This window comes from Flavobacterium gelidilacus DSM 15343, from assembly GCF_000422685.1.
GTDB lineage: Bacteria > Bacteroidota > Bacteroidia > Flavobacteriales > Flavobacteriaceae > Flavobacterium > Flavobacterium gelidilacus.
The window spans coordinates 1-26,206 of sequence record NZ_AUGN01000013.1; the positions used below are offsets into that span (position 1 = coordinate 1).

27 protein-coding genes are annotated in these 26,206 nt (G+C 30.0%); 14 read left to right on the plus strand and 13 right to left on the minus strand.

Annotated features, from left to right (window positions below):
• Positions 1-592, plus strand: a 592-nt coding sequence (locus G507_RS17755; protein ID WP_035665817.1) for a hypothetical protein, incomplete at its 5' end; no start/stop codon positions are given.
• A 299-nt stretch (positions 593-891) separates the two neighbouring features.
• Positions 892-1,470, plus strand: coding sequence for a cytochrome b/b6 domain-containing protein (locus G507_RS0107505; RefSeq protein WP_026716923.1), 579 nt, complete (start codon positions 892-894; stop codon positions 1,468-1,470).
• A gap of 306 nt (positions 1,471-1,776) precedes the next feature.
• Here the strand turns inward: G507_RS0107505 and carB are convergent, their stop codons facing one another.
• Entirely contained in the window at positions 1,777-4,632 is a 2,856-nt protein-coding gene (gene carB / locus G507_RS0107510) for a carbamoyl-phosphate synthase large subunit (RefSeq protein ID WP_026716924.1), read from the minus strand.
• A 212-nt stretch (positions 4,633-4,844) separates the two neighbouring features.
• Complete coding sequence (gene rpmH / locus G507_RS16585; RefSeq protein WP_035665819.1) at positions 4,845-5,006, minus strand: 50S ribosomal protein L34; 162 nt, start codon at positions 5,004-5,006, stop codon at positions 4,845-4,847.
• Positions 5,007-5,159: 153 nt separating this feature from the next.
• Here rpmH and G507_RS0107515 point away from each other — a divergent pair, with 153 nt between their 5' ends.
• A complete protein-coding gene (locus tag G507_RS0107515; protein WP_026716925.1) occupies positions 5,160-5,675 on the plus strand; it encodes a hypothetical protein in 516 nt (171 codons plus the stop codon).
• Positions 5,676-5,835: 160 nt separating this feature from the next.
• On the opposite strand, the gene G507_RS0107520 is transcribed toward G507_RS0107515, so the two are convergent.
• Together G507_RS0107520 and G507_RS0107525 are read right to left on the minus strand one after the other, a co-directional pair.
• The gene (locus G507_RS0107520; RefSeq protein ID WP_026716926.1) at positions 5,836-6,711 is read right to left on the minus strand and encodes a lytic transglycosylase domain-containing protein; all 876 of its coding nucleotides are present in this window, start codon (positions 6,709-6,711) and stop codon (positions 5,836-5,838) included.
• A complete protein-coding gene (locus G507_RS0107525) occupies positions 6,695-7,378 on the minus strand; it encodes an alpha/beta hydrolase (protein ID WP_026716927.1) in 684 nt (227 codons plus the stop codon). Before G507_RS0107525 ends, G507_RS0107520 begins: the two co-directional genes overlap by 17 nt.
• A 49-nt stretch (positions 7,379-7,427) precedes the next feature.
• Between G507_RS0107525 and G507_RS0107530 the strand changes: the two genes are divergently transcribed.
• Positions 7,428-7,709, plus strand: a complete 282-nt coding sequence (locus G507_RS0107530; protein WP_026716928.1) for a GNAT family N-acetyltransferase — start codon at positions 7,428-7,430, stop codon at positions 7,707-7,709.
• A gap of 59 nt (positions 7,710-7,768) precedes the next feature.
• On the opposite strand, the gene mtaB is transcribed toward G507_RS0107530, so the two are convergent.
• The gene (gene mtaB, locus G507_RS0107535) at positions 7,769-9,097 is read right to left on the minus strand and encodes a tRNA (N(6)-L-threonylcarbamoyladenosine(37)-C(2))-methylthiotransferase MtaB (protein WP_026716929.1); all 1,329 of its coding nucleotides are present in this window, start codon (positions 9,095-9,097) and stop codon (positions 7,769-7,771) included.
• A gap of 109 nt (positions 9,098-9,206) precedes the next feature.
• Here mtaB and G507_RS0107540 point away from each other — a divergent pair, with 109 nt between their 5' ends.
• On the plus strand, positions 9,207-9,527 hold the full coding sequence (locus G507_RS0107540) for a hypothetical protein (RefSeq protein WP_157496516.1): 321 nt from the start codon (positions 9,207-9,209) through the stop codon (positions 9,525-9,527).
• Position 9,528: 1 nt separating this feature from the next.
• On the opposite strand, the gene G507_RS0107545 is transcribed toward G507_RS0107540, so the two are convergent.
• From G507_RS0107545 to G507_RS0107555, 3 genes are all read right to left on the minus strand, one after another.
• A complete protein-coding gene (locus tag G507_RS0107545; protein ID WP_026716931.1) occupies positions 9,529-9,846 on the minus strand; it encodes a hypothetical protein in 318 nt (105 codons plus the stop codon).
• Between the two features lie 2 nt (positions 9,847-9,848).
• Entirely contained in the window at positions 9,849-11,024 is a 1,176-nt protein-coding gene (locus G507_RS0107550) for a GlmU family protein (protein ID WP_026716932.1), read from the minus strand.
• An 88-nt stretch (positions 11,025-11,112) separates the two neighbouring features.
• Complete coding sequence (locus G507_RS0107555; protein ID WP_026716933.1) at positions 11,113-11,367, minus strand: type B 50S ribosomal protein L31; 255 nt, start codon at positions 11,365-11,367, stop codon at positions 11,113-11,115.
• A gap of 238 nt (positions 11,368-11,605) precedes the next feature.
• On the opposite strand from G507_RS0107555, the gene G507_RS0107560 reads away from it, so the two are divergent.
• The 6 genes from G507_RS0107560 to G507_RS0107585 are packed head-to-tail and all read left to right on the plus strand — an operon-like array spanning position 11,606 to position 17,544.
• A complete protein-coding gene (locus G507_RS0107560; protein ID WP_026716934.1) occupies positions 11,606-12,136 on the plus strand; it encodes a DUF4199 domain-containing protein in 531 nt (176 codons plus the stop codon).
• Positions 12,137-13,078, plus strand: a complete 942-nt coding sequence (locus tag G507_RS0107565; RefSeq protein WP_026716935.1) for a glycosyltransferase family 2 protein — start codon at positions 12,137-12,139, stop codon at positions 13,076-13,078.
• Between the two features lie 3 nt (positions 13,079-13,081).
• Entirely contained in the window at positions 13,082-14,809 is a 1,728-nt protein-coding gene (locus G507_RS0107570; RefSeq protein ID WP_026716936.1) for a phospho-sugar mutase, read from the plus strand.
• A gap of 4 nt (positions 14,810-14,813) precedes the next feature.
• On the plus strand, positions 14,814-16,643 hold the full coding sequence (locus G507_RS0107575; RefSeq protein WP_026716937.1) for an ABC transporter ATP-binding protein: 1,830 nt from the start codon (positions 14,814-14,816) through the stop codon (positions 16,641-16,643).
• A 17-nt stretch (positions 16,644-16,660) separates the two neighbouring features.
• Positions 16,661-16,840: a hypothetical protein gene (locus G507_RS0107580; protein ID WP_026716938.1), complete on the plus strand. Its 180-nt coding sequence runs from the start codon at positions 16,661-16,663 to the stop codon at positions 16,838-16,840.
• Between the two features lie 2 nt (positions 16,841-16,842).
• The gene (locus tag G507_RS0107585) at positions 16,843-17,544 is read left to right on the plus strand and encodes a DUF2971 domain-containing protein (RefSeq protein WP_026716939.1); all 702 of its coding nucleotides are present in this window, start codon (positions 16,843-16,845) and stop codon (positions 17,542-17,544) included.
• Positions 17,545-17,551: 7 nt separating this feature from the next.
• Here G507_RS0107585 and G507_RS0107590 read toward each other — a convergent pair whose 3' ends face one another.
• From G507_RS0107590 to G507_RS0107610, 5 genes are all read right to left on the minus strand, one after another.
• Positions 17,552-18,187 carry a hypothetical protein gene (locus G507_RS0107590; RefSeq protein WP_026716940.1) on the minus strand — a complete coding sequence of 212 codons (636 nt, stop codon included), beginning with the start codon at positions 18,185-18,187 and terminating at the stop codon, positions 17,552-17,554.
• Positions 18,188-18,266: 79 nt separating this feature from the next.
• Positions 18,267-18,686 carry a hypothetical protein gene (locus G507_RS0107595; protein ID WP_026716941.1) on the minus strand — a complete coding sequence of 140 codons (420 nt, stop codon included), beginning with the start codon at positions 18,684-18,686 and terminating at the stop codon, positions 18,267-18,269.
• A 73-nt stretch (positions 18,687-18,759) separates the two neighbouring features.
• Entirely contained in the window at positions 18,760-19,482 is a 723-nt protein-coding gene (locus tag G507_RS0107600) for a hypothetical protein (RefSeq protein ID WP_026716942.1), read from the minus strand.
• A 40-nt stretch (positions 19,483-19,522) separates the two neighbouring features.
• Positions 19,523-21,976 (minus strand): TonB-dependent receptor, encoded by a 2,454-nt coding sequence (locus G507_RS0107605; protein ID WP_245575606.1) that lies wholly within the window; start codon positions 21,974-21,976, stop codon positions 19,523-19,525.
• 10 nt (positions 21,977-21,986) lie between these two features.
• Positions 21,987-23,672 carry a M23 family metallopeptidase gene (locus G507_RS0107610; RefSeq protein ID WP_026716944.1) on the minus strand — a complete coding sequence of 562 codons (1,686 nt, stop codon included), beginning with the start codon at positions 23,670-23,672 and terminating at the stop codon, positions 21,987-21,989.
• Between the two features lie 164 nt (positions 23,673-23,836).
• Between G507_RS0107610 and G507_RS0107615 the strand changes: the two genes are divergently transcribed.
• The 3 genes from G507_RS0107615 to rny all read left to right on the plus strand — a co-directional run bounded on the left by G507_RS0107615 (position 23,837) and on the right by rny (position 26,201).
• A complete protein-coding gene (locus G507_RS0107615; protein ID WP_026716945.1) occupies positions 23,837-24,127 on the plus strand; it encodes a hypothetical protein in 291 nt (96 codons plus the stop codon).
• 6 nt (positions 24,128-24,133) lie between these two features.
• Positions 24,134-24,427, plus strand: a complete 294-nt coding sequence (locus tag G507_RS0107620) for a cell division protein ZapA (RefSeq protein WP_026716946.1) — start codon at positions 24,134-24,136, stop codon at positions 24,425-24,427.
• 208 nt (positions 24,428-24,635) lie between these two features.
• Positions 24,636-26,201 carry a ribonuclease Y gene (gene rny / locus G507_RS0107625; protein ID WP_026716947.1) on the plus strand — a complete coding sequence of 522 codons (1,566 nt, stop codon included), beginning with the start codon at positions 24,636-24,638 and terminating at the stop codon, positions 26,199-26,201.
• Positions 26,202-26,206: the final 5 nt, after the last annotated feature.

The following is a 26,206-nucleotide window of genomic DNA, read 5'->3' on the forward strand; positions in this document are numbered from 1 at the left end:
TTTACTAAAAAAAACAGCAATTGTTCAATTACTTTTAACTAAATTTGAATCAATAAAAATCACTAAAAAAGGTCAACCTATTTCAGGACAAGACAAAACCTTCAAACCACCAATAAAGGAAAAGACAACTGAAGAGCTTATAATAATAGCTAATTCTTCAGAAAAGATATGGCAGAAAGAAGCAATTCTTCAAGCTAAAAATGAATTATTGGTTAGAAATATATCTGAAAAGCAACAAGAAGACTTTTTTGACTCTGAATTAGAAAAAGCTGAAGAATATTACAAAAAAGTTGAGGAAAAAAGACATCAAAACTTAACAGAATCTTATTCAATTATTACTATAATTTATATTTTTATAATGACACCTTTTTTGTTAGTGAGTAATTGGAAAATTGGCTTAAGTTTAATTCAACTTAAACGTGAAAACTACTTACTTAAATATAAACAAAGATTAATTACTCTTATTATTTCTATAATAGTTTATACAATTTCAATATATTTTTATGTTGATTATCTCAATAAAAAATGGGAAACCGAAATAAATAATATTGATAATTCAGAATGGGAAAGGAAATATGGTTATGACAAATAAGAAAACGTCGCACAACAACGGTTATCAAAAACCACAAAGGCTTGGTTTTTCCTTCGGAAAAACCTCAACGATCGTAAATTTGTGTATATTTATTGTAGTCAATCTTTAATCAAAGTTGCTGAAGTCTAATTGAAAAACGTTACCCACAAGTTTAAATCAGCAAAATAATCAGCACTTAAAAAAAGCTATTACTTTCCACCAACAAAAAAAACAAATGTGATAAAAGTCATACTTTGAATTAAAGTCCTATCGTAAATTTGTGATAAGTAAGATAGAAATTCCTGCTAAAAACAAACCTTATGGAAAATATAAAGTATTCAAAAATATATCGAATAATTCATTGGACAATAGCCTTCTCATTACTGCTTTTGTTAATTACTATTTTTTTGCGATTAACGTGGATGAATAAAAATAATATTGCAGCCATCATACAAAATTATTTGAGTGGTACTGACCAGGTTTTATCTCAAGACCAACTAATCGTTTTAGCAAAAAAGATAAGACAACCTATGTGGAATTGGCATATTTACATTGGTTATGTCTTAACTGGCCTATTTAGTTTGCGTTTTATACTTCCACTTTTTGGACATATGAAGTTTCAAAATCCTCTTGTTAAAAATCTATCTATAAAAGAGAAATTTCAAAAATGGACATATATCATTTTTTATCTCTGTGTTGTTATATCTTTGGTTACTGGACTAATAATAGAATTTGGATCAAAAGAATTAAAAAAACCAATGGAAGAAATCCATGTACTTAGTATTTATTACTTAGTTGGTTTTATCATAATCCATGTAGCTGGTGTTTTCGTAGCAGAATTTACAAATCAAAAAGGAATAATTTCAAGAATTGTAAGCGGCTCTAAAAAGGAAAATTAAAAGCACGAAAAAACAACAGTTGACTGGATTGCATAATATTTTCATTTTTACAGTAATATTATAATTGCCAATGCTAGCAAGTTTATGGAAAAATTAGCCATTGAGTAGCAACGTTTTTGCACAAATGCTTGGGCTTGGTTTTTCCTTCGAAAAAACCTTTACTACTCCGGATTTTGACTGTATTTTATTTTAGCAAGTAATGTATTTCAATCAATAAAAATTTAAAAAAATTATTTAAGAGCTACTCGCACATTTTTTTAGACTATAATAAAAAAGTCCTCAATTTAGAGGACTTTTTTGTTTTTACTACTTACTCAAATACATTTTTCGTCTTGAATACAATTCATAGAATTGATCATCTTTTAAATCATCTATAAATAAGATGCTTTCTCCAGTTGATTTCATTTCAGGCCCTAGAGCTTTGTTTACATTTTTAAACTTACTAAAAGAGAAAACTGGCTGCTTAATTGCAAAGCCTTTTAACTGTGGATTGAATGTAAAGTCAGTAACTTTATTATGCCCTAACATTACTTTTGTAGCATAGTTTACATAAGGTTCACCGTAAGCTTTAGCTATAAAAGGCACCGTTCTAGAAGCTCTTGGATTGGCTTCAATAATGTAAACCACATCATCCTTAATGGCAAATTGAACATTAATTAGTCCAACTGTTTTTAAAGCTCTTGCTATATTATGTGTGTGCTCTTTTATTTGTTGCATTACAAATTCACCTAAATTAAAAGGTGGCAAAGTTGCATTACTATCACCAGAATGCACACCACAAGGCTCAATATGCTCCATTATTCCAATGATGTATACATTTCCATCAGCATCACAAATGGCATCAGCTTCTGCTTCTATAGCTCCATCTAAATAATGGTCTAAAAGTAATTTATTACCTGGAATTGACTTTAATAAATCAATTACATGTTCTTCTAATTCTTGTTTGTTGATTACGATTTTCATTCCTTGTCCACCTAAAACATAAGAAGGACGAACTAATAATGGGAAATCTAATGTATCTGCTAAAATGGAAGCCTGCTCAGCGCTTTCAGCAATTCCGAATTTTGGAAAAGGAATTTTTAAATCGGTTAACAATTCAGAAAAACGACCTCTATCTTCTGCTAAATCTAAAGCGTCAAATGAAGTTCCTAATATTTTAATTCCGTATTTTGATAGTTTTTCGGCTAATTTCAATGCCGTTTGTCCACCTAATTGTACTATAACTCCTTCTGGTTTTTCATGACGAATGATATCGTAAATATGTTCCCAAAAAACAGGCTCAAAATACAATTTATCAGCTGTATCGAAATCCGTAGAAACCGTTTCTGGATTACAGTTGATCATAATAGTTTCATAACCACATTCCTTCGCAGCCAAAACTCCGTGAACACATGAATAATCAAATTCAATTCCTTGTCCGATTCTATTTGGTCCCGAACCTAAAACAATCACTTTCTTTTTATCCGTTACTATACTTTCGTTATCAACATACTTTGTTCCGTCAGGCTTTTCAATTTCTGCTTCAAAAGTTGAATAATAATAAGGTGTTTTGGCTTCAAATTCGGCAGCACAAGTATCAACTAATTTAAAAACACGATTGATGTTTTGTTCATCACGTAATTTATAAACTTGACTTTCTAAACAACCCATCATGTGAGCAATTTGTCTATCACCATACCCTTTTTGTTTTGCTTCAAGTAACAATTCTCTTGGCAAAGTATCTACTTTATATTTTGAAATTTCTCTTTCTATATGAAATAGCTCTTCATATTGTTTTAAGAACCACATGTCAATTCTAGTAATTTCGTGAATTCTACTTAATGGAATTCCCATCGCAATAGCATCATAAATCACGAAAACCCTGTCCCAACTTGCAAAAGTTAGTTTTTCAATAATTTGTTCGTAGTTTTTATATCCTTTCCCATCAGCTCCTAACCCATTTCGTTTAATTTCTAACGACTGAGTAGCTTTATGAAGGGCTTCTTGGAATGAACGTCCGATTCCCATAACTTCACCAACCGATTTCATTTGAAGTCCTAAAGTTCTGTCTGCTCCTTCAAATTTATCAAAATTCCAACGCGGTATTTTAACGATTACATAATCTAAAGTCGGTTCAAAAAGAGCCGAAGTAGATTTTGTAATTTGATTTTGTAATTCATCTAAATGATATCCTAAAGCTAATTTTGTAGCAATCTTTGCAATTGGATAACCCGTTGCTTTTGAAGCTAAAGCTGATGAACGAGAAACCCTTGGATTTATTTCGATAGCCACTATATCTTCTTTTTCATCTGGTGAAACTGCAAATTGCACATTACAACCACCAGCAAAGTTCCCAATAGCTCTCATCATTAAGATAGCCATATCACGCATACGCTGATAAGTTGAATCTGACAAAGTCATTGCCGGAGCAACGGTTATACTATCTCCAGTATGAATTCCCATTGGATCCATGTTTTCGATAGAACAAATAATTACTACGTTATCGTTTTTATCTCTAAGTAATTCTAATTCGTATTCTTTCCAGCCTAAAAGTGCTTTATCTATAAGTACTTCGTGAATTGGAGACATTTCTAAACCATAAGATAGTTTTTCGTCAAATTCTTCTTTTGTGTGAACGAATGCTGCTCCTGTTCCGCCTAAAGTAAAGGATGGACGAATTACTAAGGGGAAACCGAATTCTTGCGCAATTTCTTTTCCTTGTAAGAAGGAAGTCGCGATTTTTGCAGGTGCTGCTCCAACTCCTAATTTAGCTAAAAGTTGTTTAAATTTCTCTCTATCTTCAGTTATATTGATAGCATTTACATCAACACCAATCATTCTTACATTAAAATCATTCCAAATTCCTTTATCATCAGCTTCCAAACAAAGGTTTAAAGCTGTTTGTCCACCCATTGTTGGCAAAACTGCATCAATTTGTGGATGTTCTTTTAAGATTTGAATTAATGACTTCGTAGTTAAAGGTAATAAATACACATGATCAGCCATTGAAGGATCTGTCATGATGGTTGCAGGATTTGAGTTTATCAAAATAACCTCAACTCCTTCTTCACGTAAAGAACGTGCTGACTGTGAACCTGCGTAATCAAATTCACAAGCTTGTCCGATTACAATTGGACCTGAACCTATAATTAAAACCGATTTGATTGAATTGTCTTTTGGCATTGTGTTATTGTTGTTTTAGTTGTATGTTGTTGTTTAAGAAAACATTCTAGCCCTGATAGCAGTGGAAATCCTTTTTATTTTTTCTTAAAAATAAAAAGATTGTAACGAATAGCAGGAAATAGCTTCAAAAACTTATTAAATTTTATAAACAAGTTTAAAAAAAAGCCGCTACTAATAAAAGTAACGGCTTAATATTGATTAGTAGCTAATCATTATTTTTTATGTCTTGGTTCGCAAGATACAGTCAACTTGTGTCTTCCTTTTGCTCTTCTACGTGCAAGGACTTTTCTTCCGTTTGGAGTACTCATTCTATCCATAAACCCGTGTTTATTTCTTCTTTTTCTTTTCGATGGTTGAAACGTTCTCTTGCTCATTGCTTTATATCTTTAAAATCTATATTTATTTTTTTGTTATAGCTTCCTATAAATCGAGTGCAAATATACAAAGTCTTTTTTCATTTACAAGTAGTTTTTAAAATATTTTTTAGTTAGAATTTATTACCTTTGTTTCAAATTAAAAAATACAGTATGTTTAACAAGATTATCAAATTAATTTTAGCAGGTTTAATAATTGCTTTCGCCATATATCAATTTATAGAAGGTAATATTGGAAACGGAATTTTCTTACTCCTTTTTTCCACAATATTTATCTTCTTATATTTCAAGAATGAGTTGATTCTATTGGCTTTCTTGAAATTAAGAAAACAAGACATGGATGGAGCAAAGGCTTGGTTAGATAAAATAAAAAACCCAGAAACTGCACTAGTAAAGAAACAACAAGGGTACTATAACTACCTTAACGGGATTATGGTTTCGCAAACAAACTTAACTTTAGCTGAAAAATATTTCAAGAAAGCTATTGAATTAGGTTTAAGTATGGATCAAGATTTAGCCCTAGCTAAACTGCAATTAGCCGGAATTTCTTTAACAAAAAGAAGAAAAATGGAAGCTACTAAATACTTAAACGAAGCTAAGAAGCTAGACAAACACAATATGTTGAAAGAACAGATTGTTATGTTGAAACAACAATTGAAGAAAATTTAGATTTTTTGATAGTTAGATTTTTAGATTATTCGGTTAATAAAAAACCACAAATTAGATAAACTAGTTTGTGGTTTTTTTATTCTTTATTATCCGTTGGCTAAAGCCGAACGGCAATGATTTCTATTTTTGTCTGAAAATCTAATATCTGAAATCCGAAAATCTATTCCGGCACTTCTATTAAGTAAGTTTTACCGCTTAAAACAGTAAGTTTTTTATCTCTTAGCCAAGGATTTAGAACTTTTAACGTTTTATAATTTGTTCCTTGCTCTAATGCAAACAAAGCTAAATCATCTATCGAACTATCTATATTAAGTTTTTTTGTTGGTACGTTTACGTATAATTCATTTTGAGGAATATCAAATCCGTATTTTGGAGAATTTTTCATAATTTCTTTTAAAGCCAATATTCTAAACACATAACGACCAGTTTCTTCATAGAATAAAGCATCATAATAACTTGAAACTTGTTGAGCTTCTAAAACTCTATTGATTCCAGCCATTCCTCCATTATAAGAAGCCGCTACTAATGTCCAGTTTCCAAATTTCTTGTAAGCATCATTTAAATATTTACAAGCTGCTTCTGTAGACTTTTCTAAATGGTAACGCTCATCTACATGATCTGTAACTTCCATCCCATACTCTTTTGCGGTTGCTGGCATAAATTGCCAAACACCTCTTGCTCCAGCTGGTGAGACTGCATTTACTAAACTACTTTCAATTACAGCTAAATATTTAAAATCATCTGGCACACCATTTCTTTTTAAAATAGGCTCAATAATAGGAAATACTTTATTTGCCCTTTTAATTACCAAGGTAGTATTTGAATGATAATTCATATTAGTAACCATTTCTCTATCTAAACGCTCACTTACATCATTATCTGTTGTTGGAACTGTTTCTCCAGAAAAATTCATTTCTGAAGGATAAGGCACTGTTGGACTAGTTCTAGCAATTGTAGTAGAAGCTGCATAAATAAACAAACTGCTTATCGCAATAATTCCGGTTATTTGTAATGCTTTTTTAAATTTCTGTTTCATCTTCATCATTGTTTAAAATTAATTTAGGTAAATTTTCATTTAACCATTTATACTTCATTATTACCAAAATATGCGTTGCACCTTTTACTACAATACTATTTTTGATGTGTCTTATTGGAAAAACTGCATCTGCATCACCATGAATATGTATAACATTTTCATCAGGTTTTGTTCTTCGCCATAAAATTACGTTTTCTATTGCCCAATCCAAATATTTTTTGTCACGCATTTGTAAATATTTTTCATACATCCTTAAACGTCTTGTGACTAAATTCTCGCCAAAAGCATATTTTGCTAGTGCATCAATATTTGAGACCAACTGAGTTGGAATAACTTTATAGGCTTTTGTTGACTTTGCAATTTTCATTCGCAAGGGCAATTCTGCATTTGATTTCACACTCGAAATAATAATTACTTTTCTTGTTTCAATTAGCAATGCCATTTCTTGCACTATAATTCCGCCAAAAGAAACTCCAATTAGCACAGGATTCTTATGTTTTATTTTTTTAGTCATGCGAAAAGCATACGCTTCGATTGACTCCTTATTTAATGGCAAAAACCATTCCAAATAAAAAATTTCAAACTTTTCTACGGGCAATTTTATGTGTTCAAAAATAGTTGAACTCGCAGCCAAACCTGGCATTAAATAAACTGGTATCTTACTCATGGGATATGTGAAAAAGTTTCGTAACTTTGTAAAACAATATATATTTAAAATGGAAATCAAAGATAACGAACTTTTAAGACAATTTGAAATTACAACAGACACCGGTTTAGTTGCCATTGAATATTCATTACAAGACCGTAAAATTTTTCTAACAAAATTTTGCGAAAACGAAAATCTTGACATTGAAATACAAGATGAATTTATTAGAAATGTTTTAGCAATTGCTGAAGAAAGAAAATTGAAGGTTGTACCAACAAACTTAAGACTTATAAAGTTTTTTAGAAAAAACAGACGTTACAGAGAATTACTCCCACCTGGATTGAAAATATAAAACATAAAAAAATGCTCTTTTAATTAAGAGCATTTTTTTTATAATAATTTATCAGTTTCTTAAACCTCAATAGATAAAAACTCAAGTCTTACACTTCCATCATCATCAATTTTTGATAATTTAATTTCGTGTAGTGTATTTGCTAATTCAGGATTCCAAGGAGTTTTTACTTTGACGTAATTTTCGGTAAATCCATGAATGTATCCTTCTTTATTTTCGCTTTCGAATAGAACAGTTCTATTTGTCCCAATTTGACTTTCGTAAAAAGCTCTACGCTTCTTAACCGATAACCCTCTTAGCATTTTACTTCTCTTTGCCCGAACATTCTTTGGCACTACTCCATCCATTTCGGCCGCTTCTGTATTATCTCTTTCAGAATAAGTAAAAACGTGTAAATAAGAAATGTCTAAATCATTTAAAAAATGATAGGTTTCAAGAAAATGTTCGTCTGTTTCACCGGGAAAACCAACAATTACATCTACACCAATACAAGCGTGAGGCATTACTTCTCTGATTTTATTCACTCTATCTACATATAATTCCTTCATATAACGACGTTTCATTTTCTTTAAAACTTCATTATTTCCAGATTGTAGGGGAATGTGAAAATGTGGTACAAATGCTCTTGATTTTGAAACCAATTCTATAGTTTCATTCTTCAATAAATTTGGTTCTATGGATGAAATTCGCAAACGTTCAATTCCTTCTACTTTATCTAATTCGGTTACCAAATCTAAAAAAGTATGTTCGTGTTTTTTATTTCCGAATTCGCCTTTTCCGTAATCACCTATGTTTACACCGGTCAAAACAATTTCTTTGATTCCTTTAGCAGCAATTTCTGATGCGTTTTTTAGAACACCTTCCATAGTATCACTTCTAGAAATTCCTCTTGCTAATGGAATTGTACAATAAGTACACTTATAATCACAACCATCTTGCACTTTTAAAAATGCACGAGTTCTATCACCAAACGAATAACTTCCTACGTAAAAATCAGCTTCTTCAATTTCGCAGGAATGTACTTCACCCATGTCATTTTTAGACAAATCGTTTATGTAATCAATAATTTTGAATTTTTCTGTTGCTCCTAAAACTAAATCAACACCATTTACATCAGCTAATTCTTCTGGTTTTAATTGTGCATAACAACCAACAGCTGCAATAAATGCTTTGTCGTTGACTTTTAAAGCTTTTTTTACTATTTGTTTGAATTGTTTATCGGCATTTTCGGTAACTGAACAAGTATTGATAACATACATATCTGCTACTTCTTCGAAATCTACACGTTCAAATCCTTCATCTTGAAAATTTCTCGCTATAGTTGAAGTTTCGGAGAAATTTAATTTGCATCCTAAAGTGTAGAATGCGACTTTTTTTTTATTTTCCATAAGTAAGTTCAATTAATGAAATCGTTGTCAAAAAATTGAGATTGCAAATTTAGGTAAAAATTAAAGAACCGCAAATTCGCATATTAAATATGTAACTTTTTATAATTTAATGCGTATAATTATCAAACTTAAGGTTATGTCAGGTGGTGGTGCAATATCAAGTATGGTTGCTTCTATTAAAAACAATAGACGTGAAAGAATTTCTAAATTAGAAAAATTAAAAAACACTTCTAATCATCGAGAAATTATTATTGACCATAAAAAAGCATCTCCAGAATTATTACGAAAAATTAGAACCAAACTTCAATTAGAAAATAAGATAAGAAATCAAAAAGCAATTATTAAAACTAGTTTTTTACTGATATTACTTTTTATTACGATTTATTTAATTAATTTGAATTGGTTATTAATTTCAAACTTTTTAAATTAATTTATTCGCTACCTATATCTTGAATAGTTTCTTTATACTGAACCTCATTTTTCTTCCAGTTTCGATCTAGTAAAAAATAAAAAAGATAAGTAAACAAAAGCCCAATAGGAATTCCAATTAGAACAAGAAAGACATTATCTAAGTCTAAACCTAAAACCAAATATTCATTGAAAATTGCTATCAAAACTCCAAAAAAAAATTGACTTGAATAATATACAACTACTCCTAATATGGCAAACAACCATTTATTTTGATTGAATTTTTCTGCCAATCTATAAAAATACTTTCCTATCCAATAAATAAATATTAATCCTAACATACCTATTCTTTTCTAAATTTTTTAGTTTCCTCAAAAATGTGCTCCATTATTTTGGCATCTTCTTCAGTGAAGTCAACTTTTCTTCTTCCCATTACGATTTTAGCCGTTTCAAATGCTTTTTTCGTAATGTAAGTCGTAAATCCAGAAGCTCCACCCCAAGAGAAACTTGGCACAAAATTACGTGGAAAACCAGAACCAAATATATTGGTTGAAACTCCAACTACTGTTCCAGTGTTAAACATTGTGTTAATTCCGCATTTTGAATGATCTCCCATCATTAAACCACAAAACTGCAATCCGGTTCTAGCAAAACCTTCCGTTTCATAACTCCATAGTCGAACCTCATCATAATTGTTTTTAAGGTTTGAGCTGTTTGAATCTGCTCCAATATTGCACCATTCTCCTAGAACTGAATTTCCTAAAAATCCATCATGGCCTTTGTTTGAATACCCAAAAAGAACAGAATTATTAACTTCTCCACCAATTCTTGAATGTGGACCAACAGTTGTTGCTCCATATACTTTAGATCCTAATTTTACTTGAGCCTCTTCACAAAGTGCAAAAGGTCCACGAATTACAGAACCTTCCATAATTTCTGCATTTTTTCCAATGTAAATTGGACCAGTTGATGCGTTTAAAGTTACAAATTCAAGCTTTGCTCCTTCTTCAATAAAAATATTTTCTGAAGCAATTACATTTACACTTTTTGGAATAGGCAATGACTTTCTATCTTGTGTTAAATAATCAAAATCTTCTCGAATGGCTATATCGTTTTTCTCAAAAATATCCCAAGTGTTCTGAATTTGGATAACATCTCCCTCATACTCTATTAAATCATATTTATCAAAATCAACTTCTTCTTGTGTATCTGTCGTAAAGAAAGCGACAATCTCTTCTTGGTAAACAATAGCTTGATTGTTTTCTAAATTCGAAATCATTTCCACTAAAACCTCATTAGGTAAAAAGGAAGCATTAATCATAACGTTTTCTTCCATTTCAACCATTGGAAATTTTTCCATTAAATATTCTTCGGTTAAAGTAGTAGTTGTATGTCCTAAATACATTTCCCATTTTTCTCTAATGGTTAAAATCCCAACGCGAATATCAGCTACTGGTCTTGTGAATGTAAAAGGGAGTAATGTATTACGAACAGTTCCGTCAAAAAGTATATAGTTCATGGTTGATTTATTAAAACCCAAAATTACAATTTATTCCATAAAAAAACCTCCCAAATTGGAAGGTTTTGAATATTTAGAAAAATTTCGATTATTTTTTATCGAATTTTGCATATTTAGTTTTGAATTTATCAATACGTCCTGCAGTATCGATAAGTTTAGACTTACCTGTGTAAAAAGGGTGAGAAGTTCTAGAAATCTCCATTTTATAAACTGGATATTCAACACCTTCGTGCTCAATTGTTTCTTTTGTTTCAACTGTTGATTTTGTAATAAATACATCTTCGTTACTCATGTCTTTGAAAGCTACTAATCTGTAATTTTCTGGGTGGATTCCTTTTTTCATCTTTGTAAATCTTTTTTTATTTGTTGGCTATAAACCGTCCTGATGCTTTCTCTTTTTATTGAAAAAGGTATAAACGTCTATAACTTTTTGTTTATAATCTTTATTATTTTCAGAGTGCAAATTTACACTTAATTTTCAATTTACAAGCACTTCTGTAACTTTTTTTATTTTTTTGTCACATATATAGGTAAACTTTATTATTTCTATATTTGTACATTAATTAAAAAACAAACTAACCATGAACGAAACTATTAAAAAGAACGGAATCACTTTTGGAATTTACGCTGGGGTTTTCTCAATAGCATTTACATCTTTTATGTATGTGTATGACATAGCTTTATTTACCAATATGTGGGTAGGTTCAATCAAATTACTTGTTTATGTTGTAATTGCAGTAATTTTATTAAACAAAACAAAGAATCAATTAATTAACATGTTTTCATTTAAAGATGCTTTTACGACATATTTTATATGTTTTACAATTTGCATAGTGCTAGCAACGATATTTGAAGTTCTTTTATTTAATGTTATAGATCCAGGAGCTAAAGATACAATCCAAGAAAACTTAATAGAGTTCCAGGTTAATATGATGAAAAAAATGGGCGCTCCTAATGCTTCAATTAAAGAAGCTGTTCAAAAAATTTCTGAAGTTAATCAATTTGATGTTTTTCAAATAATAAAAGGTAGTGCTTTTGCTATTGCAATCAGTTCGATTTTTGGATTAATATTCGCTGCAATTTTTAAAAGCAAACCAAAAGAACAATTCTAAATGAATTTATCCATAATAATTCCTTTATTAAACGAACAGGAATCCTTACCAGAGTTACATCAATGGATTGTGAGCGTCATGCATACGAATAATTTCTCGTATGAAGTACTCTTTATAGATGATGGAAGCACTGATGATTCTTGGCAAACCATCGAGCAACTTTCTAAAAAAGATGAAAACGTAAAAGGAATTCGTTTTTTAAGAAATTATGGGAAAAGTCAGGCTTTGCATGCTGGTTTTGCTAGAGCAAAAGGCGATGTAATCATAACCATGGATGCAGATTTGCAAGACAGTCCAGACGAAATTCCTGAATTATATTATTTAATTATCAAGGAAAACTATGATTTAGTTTCGGGTTGGAAGAAAAAAAGGTATGATTCTGTTGTATTTAAAAACATTCCATCTAAGCTATTTAATTGGGCAGCACGAAAAACTTCTGGTGTAAAATTGCACGATTTTAATTGTGGTTTAAAAGCCTATAAGAACAACGTTGTAAAAAATATAGAAGTTTCTGGTGAAATGCATCGTTATATTCCAGTTCTAGCAAAAAATGCTGGATTTGGAAAAATTGGTGAAAAAATAGTAATTCATCAAGCAAGAAAATATGGCAATTCAAAATTTGGAATGAGTCGTTTTATTAATGGTTTTCTTGACTTAATTACGATTTGGTTTATTTCAAAATTTGGAAAAAGACCTATGCATCTGTTTGGATTATTAGGAACGATAATGTTTTTAATTGGATTTTGCTTGGCACTTTATTTAGGAATAGATAAAATGTTTATTCATAAAACAAGTAGATTAATTACAAATCGACCACAATTTTACATTGCTTTAGCATCAATGATTATAGGAACACAGTTATTTTTAGCAGGATTTCTTGGTGAAATAATTTTAAGAACAAAAAACAACGAAGAACGTTATAAGATTTCAGAAAACATATAAATTATGGACATCAAACAAGACATTTTAGACAAAGTAAATATTTGGTTAACTCCAACTTTTGACAATCAAACTCAAGAAGCAATAAAAGAAATGATGACTTCATCGCCTTCGGAATTAGAAGATAGTTTTTATAAAAATCTTGAATTTGGAACTGGTGGAATGAGAGGAATAATGGGCCCAGGAACTAACCGAATCAACAAATACACATTAGGAAAAAACACTCAAGGAATATCTGATTATTTAAAGAAGTCATTTCCAAATGAAAAATTAAAAGTTGTCATAGCCTATGATTGCCGTCACAATAGTGATACTTTAGCTAAAGTTGTTGCAGATGTTTTTTCGGCAAATGGAATACACGTCTATTTATTTTCAGAAATGCGTCCAACACCAGAATTATCTTTTGCTTTAAAACATTTAAACTGTCATGCAGGAATTGTTTTAACGGCTTCTCATAATCCACCAGAATACAATGGATATAAAGTATACTGGCAAGATGGAGGTCAATTAGTTCCACCACAAGATGGAGAGATTATTAAATTAATCGAAAATCTTCAATACAGCAACATAAAATTTGAAGCTAATGAAAACTTAATTGAATATATTGACAAAGATGTTGATGAAGCTTTTGTAAATTCAACCGTTGAAAATGCTAGTTTTAACACACCGCAAGCATCAAAAGACAATCTAAAAATTGTTTATACTTCATTACACGGAACTTCAATCAAATCTGTTCCAGCTGTTTTAGCAAAAGCGGGTTATAAAAATGTAAATATTGTTCCTGAACAGGAAGTGCCAGATGGAAATTTTCCAACAGTAAAATCTCCTAACCCAGAAGAACCAGAAGCTTTAGCAATGGCAACTGCTTTAGCTGAAAAAATAAATGCTGATATAGTAGTTGGAACTGATCCTGATAGTGACCGCGTTGGAGTTGCTGTTAGAGATTTAGATGGAAAAATGATTTTATTAAACGGAAATCAAACCATGGTGGTAATGACTGCATTTTTGTTAGAAAAATGGAAACAAGCTGACAAGATTACAGGAAATCAATTCATTGGCTCAACTATTGTATCAACTCCAATGATGCTTGATTTAGCTTCTGCTTATGGAGTTGAATGTAAAGTAGGCCTGACAGGTTTTAAATGGATTGCAAAATTCATTAAAGATTTTCCAAACCAAGAATTTATTGGTGGTGGAGAAGAAAGTTTTGGCTACATGGTTGGCGATGCAGTAAGAGATAAAGATGCTGTTTCTGCTATTTTATTAGTTTGTGAAATTGCTGCCATTGCAAAAGCAAACGGAAGTAGTTTATATAAAGAATTATTAAATCTATATGTTGACTTTGCTTTTTATAAAGAATATTTAATTTCAATTACGAAAAAAGGAATTGAAGGAGCAAATGAAATCAAGCAAATGATGATTGACTTGCGTGATAATCCAAAGCAAGAAATAAATGAACAAAGAGTTGTAATGATTGAAGATTATCAAAACAGCACAGCTAAAAACATGTTTACAGGTGAAGTTGAAGCTTTGGACATTCCAAAATCGAATGTATTAATTTACTATTTAGAAGACGGAAGCAAAATTTGCGCAAGACCAAGTGGAACTGAACCAAAAATTAAATTCTATTTTAGCGTAAATGATACTTTAGACAGTATTGAAAACGCTAAAGAAGTTGAAAAAGAATTAGATACTAAAATAAAAAATATTATTGCTTCAATGCAATTAAACTAGTTGAATGAAAAAAATAATTCAAAAATTAAGACCTTATTTAAATCCATTTAAAAATCATATTGGGTGGAATATATTTTATAATATATTGTATGCTTTATTTAGTACATTATCTTATGTTACTTTATTGCCAATGATGAATGTTTTATTTGACACCACAAAAAAAGTAACAACAGAACCAATATATAAAGATATATTTCATTTAAAAGATTATTTAGAAAACTCATTGTACTATAATGTAACAATGTTTAGCGAAAATGGAACACCACAAAAATCATTACTTCTAGTAGTTTCAATTGTAATTATCACTTTTTTACTTAAGAATATTGCTGGTTATTTAGCTTCATTTCACATGATGCATTTGCGCAATGGTGTTACTGCTAAATTAAGAAATGTAATGTATAACAAAGTGATTAGCCTACCCGTTTCTTTTTATTCTGAAAAAAGAAAAGGTGATGTAATGGCAAGAATGCTAGGTGATGTTGGCGAAGTACAAAATTCGTTTTTCATGCTTTTAGAACTTATCGTAAAAGAACCCTTTACTATTATCTTCTCCATAGCAATGATGTTTATCTATAGTTGGCAACTAACCCTTTTTGTTTTCATTTTTATTCCAATTTCGGGATTAATTATTTCAAGAATTGGAAAAAATTTAAAGTCACAATCACTACAAGCTCAAAATGAAGGTGGTTATATGATTTCATTAGTAGAAGAAACCTTAACCGGATTAAAAGTGGTAAAAAGTTATAATGCTGAACCTACTTTTAAAAATAAATTTGGAAGCTCAATTAATCGTTTATTAAATCTTTCAAACAAAATTGGTAAGAAAAATAATTTGGCTGGACCTTTAAGCGAAGTTATGGGAATTATTACTATTGCAATTTTACTATTTTATGGTGGAAGTCTTGTGTTAGTTGACAAATCCTTAGATGGCGCTATATTCTTAGTTTTTATGGGATTAGCCTATAACATACTAACTCCTGCAAAAGCAATTTCAAAAGCTTCTTATGCTGTTAAAAACGGAATTGCAGCTGCTGATCGTGTATTCGAAATTTTAGAACAAGAAAACACAGTTGACACAAAAGTAAATGCTGTTGAGAAAACAGACTTTAATGACAAAGTAACTATCGAAAACATCAACTTTAGATATGGTGATGAGAATGTATTAAAGAACTTTTCAATTACAGTTCCCAAAGGAAAAACGGTTGCACTAGTAGGACAATCTGGTTCAGGGAAAAGTACAATTGCTAATTTATTAACCCGTTTTTACGATGTTCAAGAAGGTTCAATTAAAATAGATGGTGTTGATATAAAAGACATGAACATTCATTCATTACGTGGTTTGATGGGATTGGTAACACAAGATTCAATTTTATTTAATGATACCATTAAAAACAATATTTTAATTGGAAAGCCTAATGCAACAGATGAAGAAATAATTGATGCTCTTAAAGTAGCTAATGCTTTTGAGTTTGTAAATGATTTGCCTTTAGGAATAGAAACTAATATTGGTGATGCAGGTGGAAAATTATCTGGTGGACAAAAACAACGTTTATCTATCGCTAGAGCTGTTTTGAAAAATCCTCCAATTATGATTTTGGATGAAGCAACATCTGCTTTAGATACAGAAAGTGAAAAATTTGTTCAAGTAGCTTTAGAAAACATGATGCAAAACAGAACTTCAATTGTAATTGCACATAGATTATCTACCATTCAAAAAGCAGATAATATTATTGTAATGCAAAAAGGTGAAATAGTTGAACAAGGAACTCATACAGAATTAATGACTAAAGAAGGAATGTATTCTAAATTAGTTTTGATGCAGAGTTTTGAATAATAACTAAATTTATTTATATGAAAAGAGAATACGTTGGAATTATATTCCTATTAATAACAGTAATTATTCTTATTGGCGGAAGCTATATTATTGAGCAAACAAAAATTGATGGTATAGTCAATAAGTTTATTATTATTTGGCTTTTAATTGCCTATCAAATAGGTCAGTATTCGATGAAATTTCCGAAAAAATTCTAAAAATGTACATAAAAAATCCAAATATTATTCTGCCAGACGATGATACTATTATTGTCTGGAAATATTTGGATTTATCTAAGTTTCTAGATATGCTTATGTCCAAACGTTTGTTTATGTCGCGTTCAGATAAATTTGAAGACCAATACGAAGGCACATTTTCTGAACCTACATATGAAGAAATCAAGAAAATTGCAGCCAACAATCCCAAATTTTTAGATTACTATAAATCACATCGAGAGAAAGTGGTGATTAGCAGTTGGCATATTAATGAATATGAATCCTTTGCAATGTGGCAAATTTTTACCAAAAACAATGAAGGTTTAGCCATTCAATCTACAATAGGAAGACTAAAGAAATCTTTAGAAACGGAGCGAAAAACCGAACAACATATTGGACAAGTAAATTATATTGATTACAAAAAAGAACTAATTCCGTTTGATGATACTTTTTTTCCTTTTTTGTTTAAACGAAAAAGTTTTCAGTATGAACGAGAAATTCGAATTATTTCTGATGTAAGTTCAGACAACTTAAAAATAAATGATGGTTTAAAAATTGATGTTGATATTAATCAATTAATCGAACGCATTTACATTCATCCTAAAAGTGAAAATTGGTATAAAAATTTAGTAATTGAACTAGTAGAAAAGTTAGGATTTGATTTTACAATAGAAAAATCTGACTTAGAAAGTGATATTTTGATTTAAAATAATTCTAATCATTATTGATAAATATATTTTCATCTTTTAATAGTTTGAAAATATCATTAATATAATATTCACCTTTGTAAGTATAGTAATTTCCTGCAAAATCAATTAAGACAAAACTACCACATGGATAATGCAGTGGAAAAAAAGTTTTTTCAATTAGTGAATTTTGATCTTTTATCCAACTTAATTTTCCATAACTTTCAGTACCTTCTATAGATTTATAAACAAAAAATTGCTTAATATGTTTGTTCTTTTTAATTTCATTTTTATAATATTCATATAAATTTTTTACATAATCTTTATTCCCAGAAGAATTACAATCGTCTTTACCTGGATAATAATTTATCACTATAAAGTCCTTTTCTATAAAGTAATCGCTATCTGAAGATAGATTTAATTTTATAGAGTCAAGTAAACTAATTGAAATTTTTCCTTTTGTAACCCTTTTGACATTTACATTTACAAAAACAGAATCAGCATCAAATTTTATATTTATATAGTTTAAAGTTGATTTATCTTTTCTAAATACTTTTTTGGATATTACTTCTAAATCCTCATTAACATAAATATTCTTTTTTTGTCCAAAAGCAATAAAAACATTAAACCCAAAAATTAAAATTAAAAAAACAATTTTCTTCATAATTATAAAATAAATATTTTTATTCCCTTAGGTTTGTGTTTAAGTTTAAAAGAACCAAAGTGATATTTTGATTTAGAATTTAAGTCAACATTGTAAGAATAAATATAAACGTCAAAACTCCAATAACTGTTGTAAATATTCCCATTTTTCTGGATTTAGTCCAACCAGCTAAAGAAATCATTGTAAGTAAGGATGCAATTCCAAAAACAAATGATAATGCTCCTGTTATTCTTGGAAACAACAAATCATCTTGTGTCACAACCTTTCCAGGGTAACCTTCTGTTGTCATCATAATAATTCCAGTCATAGCAAAAACTGAAATTAGAAACAAACAAGCGGCCAAAGTTGCTGAAATCATTATATATTTTGACAATTTAGTATTCAACTCAGCAACTAAAAAATTAGCTATTACAGTAATTGAAAAACCCGCAAGCAACGAACTTATTAATATAGTTTGACTGGCAAGTTTATTCCAATACTCAAAAGAAATTTCTGTCATAATTATTTTTTAAAAATATACATGAAATATTTACGAAATTACTGAACACTAAATACTGAACACTGCCAACTAACTAAATAGGCATATATTCTTCCACTTTCCAATCACTATCTAAAAGGTTTACAAAATGATAATGCACTTTGTCATTTTTATCAAAAGCACCGTTTTTATTAATATCTTCAATACATCTAAAATATAAACGATTTTGAGCTTCAATAATATTCCAATCCATAACTTCACTTAAATCTTCAGATAATTTTTTAAAATTTGAACCATCGATAGAACTTAAGGCTAAAGACTTAATGTCATTTTGATTAACATTTCCATCTTTGTTAGTATCATTATCTACAAAACTATACACCAAAATTTGCTTTTTAGTTTTTTCGGCAATCGTGTTTAAAAAAGTAACCGATTGGATTTGAATTCTATCTGTTGTTAAAGAATGTACAGTTGTAGAATCAATATTCTGAAATTTTAAGTTGGTAAAATATCCTGTCAATTCAAAACGATTGTAATTTGAAATGGCATAACTTACCTGATTAGTCTTACTTGAACCGTAAACGCTTTTATAATCTTCATACACTCGAACATCACCAATGGGATGAATTAAGTACTTTGTTCCTTCCATTAAGATAGGTAAATCAGCGATTTTTATTGAAGACGAATCAACTTTAGCTGAAGTTTCAATTTTAGATTTAGAATCTTCGTATTTTACTTTTGGAGTAGTTTGCTCTTTTTTGCAACTTACTAAAGTAAGTATCGCTAATCCTAAAATGTATTTTAAACGTGTTTGCATAGTCAAAAAGTTATGTTCAAATATACTAATTTTCTAGTATTTATAAACGTGCGGTAAGTTTTATATTAAAAACTCTTGTGGTCATGTAATTTGGTATTCCGTATTGACTTTTTGTATATACATCTCTAACCCATGTATTCGTAATAGCATTTTGGTTGTTAAACATATTAAAGATTTCAAAACCAAGGGCAAATTCTTGAAACGGTTTTAACCATTGTTTTTGCGATTTGATTGATTCATCTTTAAATACATAAGAAAACCCTGCATCTGCTCTTCTGTAATCATTTAAACGCAATTGATACTCATAAGGATCAGCATAAGCGGGAGAACCACCAGGTAAACCCGTATTATAAACCAAATTCAGATAAATTTTTAAATTAGGAATATTAGGCATATAATCTTGAAATAAAACTGCGAATTTTAAACGTTGATCTGTTGGGCGGGCAATATTTCCTCTTCCATTTTGATTTTCTTCTGTTTTTAAATAGCCAAATGTAAACCAAGATTCTGTTCCTGGCACAAATTCTCCGTTTAGTCTTGCGTCAAATCCGTAAGCATAAGCCGTTGCATCATTATTGGCACGATAACGAATTCTAACATTATCAATTGTATAGGTATTGACATTTTTAAAATCTTTGTAATACATTTCAGAAAGCAATTTAAAACCTCTTCCCCACATTTTGAAACTATAATCATTACTCAATACAAAATGAATAGATTGTTGAGCTTTGACATCTTTTTGCACTACTCCATCATAGTCTCTTAATTCTCTATAAAATGGTGGCTGATTGTAAACTCCAACTGCTGCTCTAAACAACATATCTTTTTCCCAATAAGGTTTAAAAGCAAATTGAACTCTTGGTGCAAAAACAATTTGAGCTTTTCCGCTTCCATCTTGATCATTTACTTGCCATTGATGAAAACGAACTCCTGTATTTAACCAATATTCTCCTTTTTCCCATTTACCACTATGATTCCATTGACCGTAACCTGAAACTCTATTTATTGTCGTGAAATTTGTAGCTCTTACATATTGATAAGGAGCTAATGGATATTGATTGGGTTCATAAGGTTGATTATTGGTATATCCCAAAAGCGGATTTGGTAATGAAAATCCAGCCGAATCAATAACTTCCCATTCCACTACTCTATCTTTTATATCTTCTCTTGTATACTTGAAACCCCATTCGATTTCGCTTTTTGTTTCTAATTTATGAAAGCCTTTTACTTCAGCATTTACAATTAAAGCATCTAAATTATTTCTTGCATGATTTAATTGTGACCCAATGCCACGTGTAAATTGAACATCACCAAAGGTTTCTGAACCAATATTGGTATCAACTTCTCCTAACCTATATTGGGCTAAAATATCAAAATGCTCTTGTTCTTGTGTGTGATATGTTGAAGCAATAAATTTCAACTTATTATTTTCATTATATTCATAAACCGATTTTACAGCTCCAAAAACGGTTAAATATTCATCTTTTTCTTGTCCATCATAAAGCACTTGTACACCAATTGGCTCACTAATTGTACCAAAATTTGTTTGCCTAAACAAAGGCTGATAATTGTATTTATTTTGAGCCACATTTCCTAAAAAGCTCCATTGCCACTTGGTTGAAGCATTGTAATTCAAAAACGTTTGAATATCTGTAAAAGAAGGCTTATAATTTGTTTCTGTATCTTGACTGTTTACTAAAAGGCTGTTATTTCTATAGCGAACACCAGTTACATTGCTCCATTTTTGATTTTTAGAAACTCCTTCCACAGAAGCATTTACTCCTAAAAGACTAGCTTCAATATTAGCTCCAAATTGTTTTGGGTTTTTATATGTGATGTCTAAAACTGAAGCCATTTTATCACCATATTTAGCTTGAAATCCACCCGCAGAAAAGTCTACATTTTGAACCATGTCTGTATTTGTAAAACTTAATCCTTCTTGTTGACCTGAACGAATTAAAAATGGTCTATAGACTTCAATTTCGTTTACATAAACCAAATTTTCGTCATAATTTCCACCACGAACTGCGTAAGATGTACTTAACTCGTTATTGGAATAAACTCCAGGTAATGTTTTTATAATATTTTCAATTCCAGCATTTGCACCAGGAATTTTTCTAATAACAACTGGATCAATTGCTGTTAGTCCTTCAATTCGTTTTCTGTTGGTTCCAACCACAGTTACTAATCCAATTTCCTCTACATTTATATTCAGGACCGGATTAAGCTCATAATCTTCATTCGGCTTTAATTCTAACTCTTTTAAGGTTGTTTTTTTATAAGAAACATGCGAAAAAATAACAGTTATTTTCTTGTTTGCTGGCACTTGTAATACATAAAAACCTGTGGCATCTGTTGTTGTTCCAATATTTCCAACTTTTACAGAAACATTTTCAATAGGTTCATTAAATTCGTTTAATATAACCCCTTTTATTTGGGCTGTTTGAGCAAAAGTTGCAGTGCAAATAAAAAGGAAAAAGAGTATATTCTTCAAAGGATTAAATTTAATTGTTCTTATAAAAATAGCTTTCAAAGGTAGTAGAATTATTCATTTCATCAGTAACAACTACTTTAAAATCGTTCTTTCCTTTAACGTAAATATTATCCGATAAAGTATGTACCAGCTTTTTTGACTTGTAATCATATTCCATAAGAATCCAATTTCCGTTTAAATAAGCTTTGTAGGAATCAATTCCGGATAAATCATCTGAAATTTTAGCCGAAATTATTGTGTAAGTATCTATAGTTTTTCCTTCTGAGAAATTTACACCATATATTTTTGGAGCAATAGTATCTTGAACTACTCTATAATTTCCAAGTTTTTTGACTTTCGCATTTATTTTATCTCCTTTAATATATGATTTAATATAGTCTACATCTTTACCGTCTAAATAAGCTATAAAACTTTTTTTCTTTAAGGTTTCATCCAAATCAGAAATATCAAAAGAAATATTGAAACTGTTTTTTACAGGAATTTCGTCTTCATGTAAAAACAGAGTATCCTCTTTACTATTCAATCTCATATTAAAATTTTCGTAAAAAGTATTGGCTCCAAAATTAATAGTCCATTTTTCTTCTTCGAAAATATAGTCGTTTTTAGCTTTTATTTTTTTATCTGTTGATGTCGAAATAATAAGAGGTGATTGAGCTTTTTTATAAACAACTGGGATTTCAATAATAGAAGTATTTTTAGAAAAATCTTCTACAATAATTTTATAAGTGTAAGAAGCTGAAGGTTGCACTTTTAAAATTCCATCTCTTTTATTCTGATTTACTATTGACAAAGGATACTCGTTCTCAATAAACATTTTTTGAAAACGTTGTCCCATATTTTTAAATCTGAAATAATCTATAAAGTAATTGATATGTTTAGATTCATCAAAAGAAAAAGTATCAAATTTATAAGAGAAGTAAGGAACACCATTCACAAAAGTGGAAACTTTATAAATTCCGTTCTTATTATAAGGATTTGTCATGTTATCAAAAACATTAAGACTAAAACCAATAGCTCCATTAGAAGTAATCTTGTTGGTCACATAACTCCCTTCATCATTAATTGACAAAGGAATTGTTTGGGTTAAATATTCGTTATTAATGGCAATTGTATCATTTAAAGGATAAACCATTACGCTATTTACTTTTGGTCTGTATTTATCAATAACTAATGCATCAAAACCAAAAAGTAACGGATTAATAACCATTTCTGTTTTAGTATCTCTTATTTCAAAATGCAAATGTGGGCCACCACTTCCACCACTATTTCCAGACAGAGCAATGACTTCACCTTGCTTTACAGGTAATTCTGAAGGTTTTAAAAAAAGTTCTATTTCAAATGCTTTCTCATCATAGTGTCTTTTATGAATCATTTCTTCTATTTTGCCATTCGCACTTTGTAAATGACCATAAACAGAAGTATATCCATTTGGATGTGTTACATAAATCGCTTTTCCATAACCCCAAGTTGAAATTTTAATTCTAGAAACATAGCCATCTGCAACGGCATAAACTGGCAAACCTTCTACTCCTTTAGTTTTTAAATCTAAACCAGTATGAAAATGATTGCTTCGTAATTCTCCAAAAGCACCAGAAACATCTAAAGGTATGTCTAAGGGTGAAATAAAATAATCTTTAGGATAATCTTGTCCAAAACTTAAAGAAGTGATAAAAAAAAGGAGAAAAATGTGTTTCATTTAAGCGGATTTTGCATTTAAAAAACTAAAATTAAATAATTAAGTAGTTATAAAACAAGTAAAACAAAAAAAATACGCATTTAGTATATAAAAAAAAATAAAAAGTGTTGTTATTTAAATTTCAAATCTTAACTTTGTAAATATTGTATTGAAATAAATGTTTTATGAGCGGATTAACTGAATTGATTGATTCTCTTGAAGTTAAATTTTCAAAGATGTACCACAAGATGGATACTTTGGAGAAGAAAAATCAAGAATTATCTGATGAATTGATAAAATTCAAGGAAAACAACAAAAAACAGTTAAAAACGATTGGTGATTTACAAAACCAACTGGAAGGCTTAAAAACTGTCAATGCAATATTAGGTAGTGATGAAAACAAAAGAGAAACGAAACTCAAAATAAATTCTTTAATTAGAGAAATTGATTATTGCATAGCACAACTTTCGGAATAGAAAGAAATGGAAGATAAACTAAAAATTAAAATATCAATTGCAGACCGAGTTTATCCATTAACAGTGGAACATTCGCAAGAAGAAGGACTAAGAAGTGCTTCTAAAAAGATTGATGTTATTATAAAACAGTTTGAGCAAAACTATGCTGTAAGAGATAAACAAGATGTTTTAGCCATGTGTGCTTTACAATTTGCCTCACAAGTAGAACAAAAGCAGTTAAATAAGTCGCAAGACAATGACGAAGCTTATGAAAGACTACAAAAATTAGATGATAAATTGAGTCGAATTCTTTCGAAATAATACGTTCTTACATAACAATACTACCTACATTAGTGTCATTTGGTAAACTCAACAATCACAAATTAAAATGAGTGAATTATTGCAACTAAAGAATGCCATGCTATTTACAGCAAGGAACCTTGAAAGGCAAACTAACTCAAAACTTGTATAACTGGAGTTTATGCAATCAGCTAATGTAGGTTTTTTTATATAATTTTTTAATCAAATCATGGATAACATACTAATAATAATCATTGGAGTCGTAGTTGGAATAGCACTAGGTTTTGGAATAGCTAAACTTTTAGAAAAAAGCAATGTTTCAAATCTTATTAAAAATGCTAAAAAAGAAGCTACTTCTATCCTAAAAGAGGCAAAAGCAGAAGGAGAAACTATTAAAAAAGACAAACTACTTCAGGCTAAAGAAAAGTTTTTAGAATTAAAATCAGAACACGAAAAAGAGATTTTATCTAAAGATAAAAAATTAGGTGAAGCTGAAAAAAGAACAAGAGACAAAGAATCTCAAGTTTCAAGTGAATTAGCTAAAACTAAAAAAATAAACGAAGAAATTGAAGCCAAAATAACAGACTACAACACAAGACTTGACTTTTTAGACAAGAAACAAATTGATGTTGAAAAAATGCATAAATCACAAATAGAACAACTTGAAGTAATTTCAGGTTTATCTGCTGATGATGCAAAAAGTCAATTAGTTGAAAGCTTAAAAGCTGAAGCCAAAACGAACGCAATGGCTCACATTCAAGAGACTATTGAAGAAGCAAAATTAACTGCTCAACAAGAAGCCAAAAAAATAATCATCAGCACAATTCAACGAGTTGGTACAGAAGAAGCAGTAGAAAACTGTGTGTCTGTTTTCAATATTGAATCTGATGATGTTAAAGGTAGAATCATTGGACGTGAAGGAAGAAACATTAGAGCAATCGAAGCTGCAACGGGTGTAGAAATTATTGTTGATGATACTCCAGAAGCAATCATACTTTCTTGTTTTGACCCAGTTAGAAGAGAAATAGCTCGTTTAGCTTTACACAAATTAGTTACAGATGGAAGAATTCACCCAGCGAGAATTGAAGAAGTTGTAGCAAAAACACAGAAACAGATTGAAGAAGAAATTATCGACATAGGAAAACGTACAGTAATCGATTTAGGAATACACGGTTTACACCCAGAGCTAATCAAAATCGTTGGACGTATGAAGTATCGTTCTTCTTATGGTCAAAACTTATTACAACACTCAAGAGAAGTTTCTAAACTGTGTGGAATTATGGCTGCCGAACTTGGTTTAAATGTTAAATTAGCCAAAAGAGCAGGTCTACTTCACGATATTGGAAAAGTGCCAGATACTGAAAGTGAATTACCTCACGCAATTTTAGGAATGCAATGGGCTGAGAAATATGGTGAAAAAGAAGAAGTTTGCAACGCTATTGGAGCTCACCATGATGAAATTGAAATGAAGTCATTAATTTCACCAATTATTCAAGTATGTGATGCTATTTCTGGTGCGAGACCTGGTGCGAGAAGACAAGTTTTAGATTCTTACATCCAACGTTTAAAAGACCTAGAAGAAATAGCTTACGGATTTAATGGTGTAAAAAGTGCTTATGCAATTCAAGCCGGTAGAGAGTTACGTGTAATTGTTGAAAGCGAAAAAGTTTCTGACGAATTAGCAGCAACTTTATCTTTTGAAATATCACACAAAATTCAAACTGAAATGACTTATCCTGGTCAAGTAAAAATTACTGTAATTAGAGAAACTAGAGCTGTTAATATAGCTAAATAATAGTT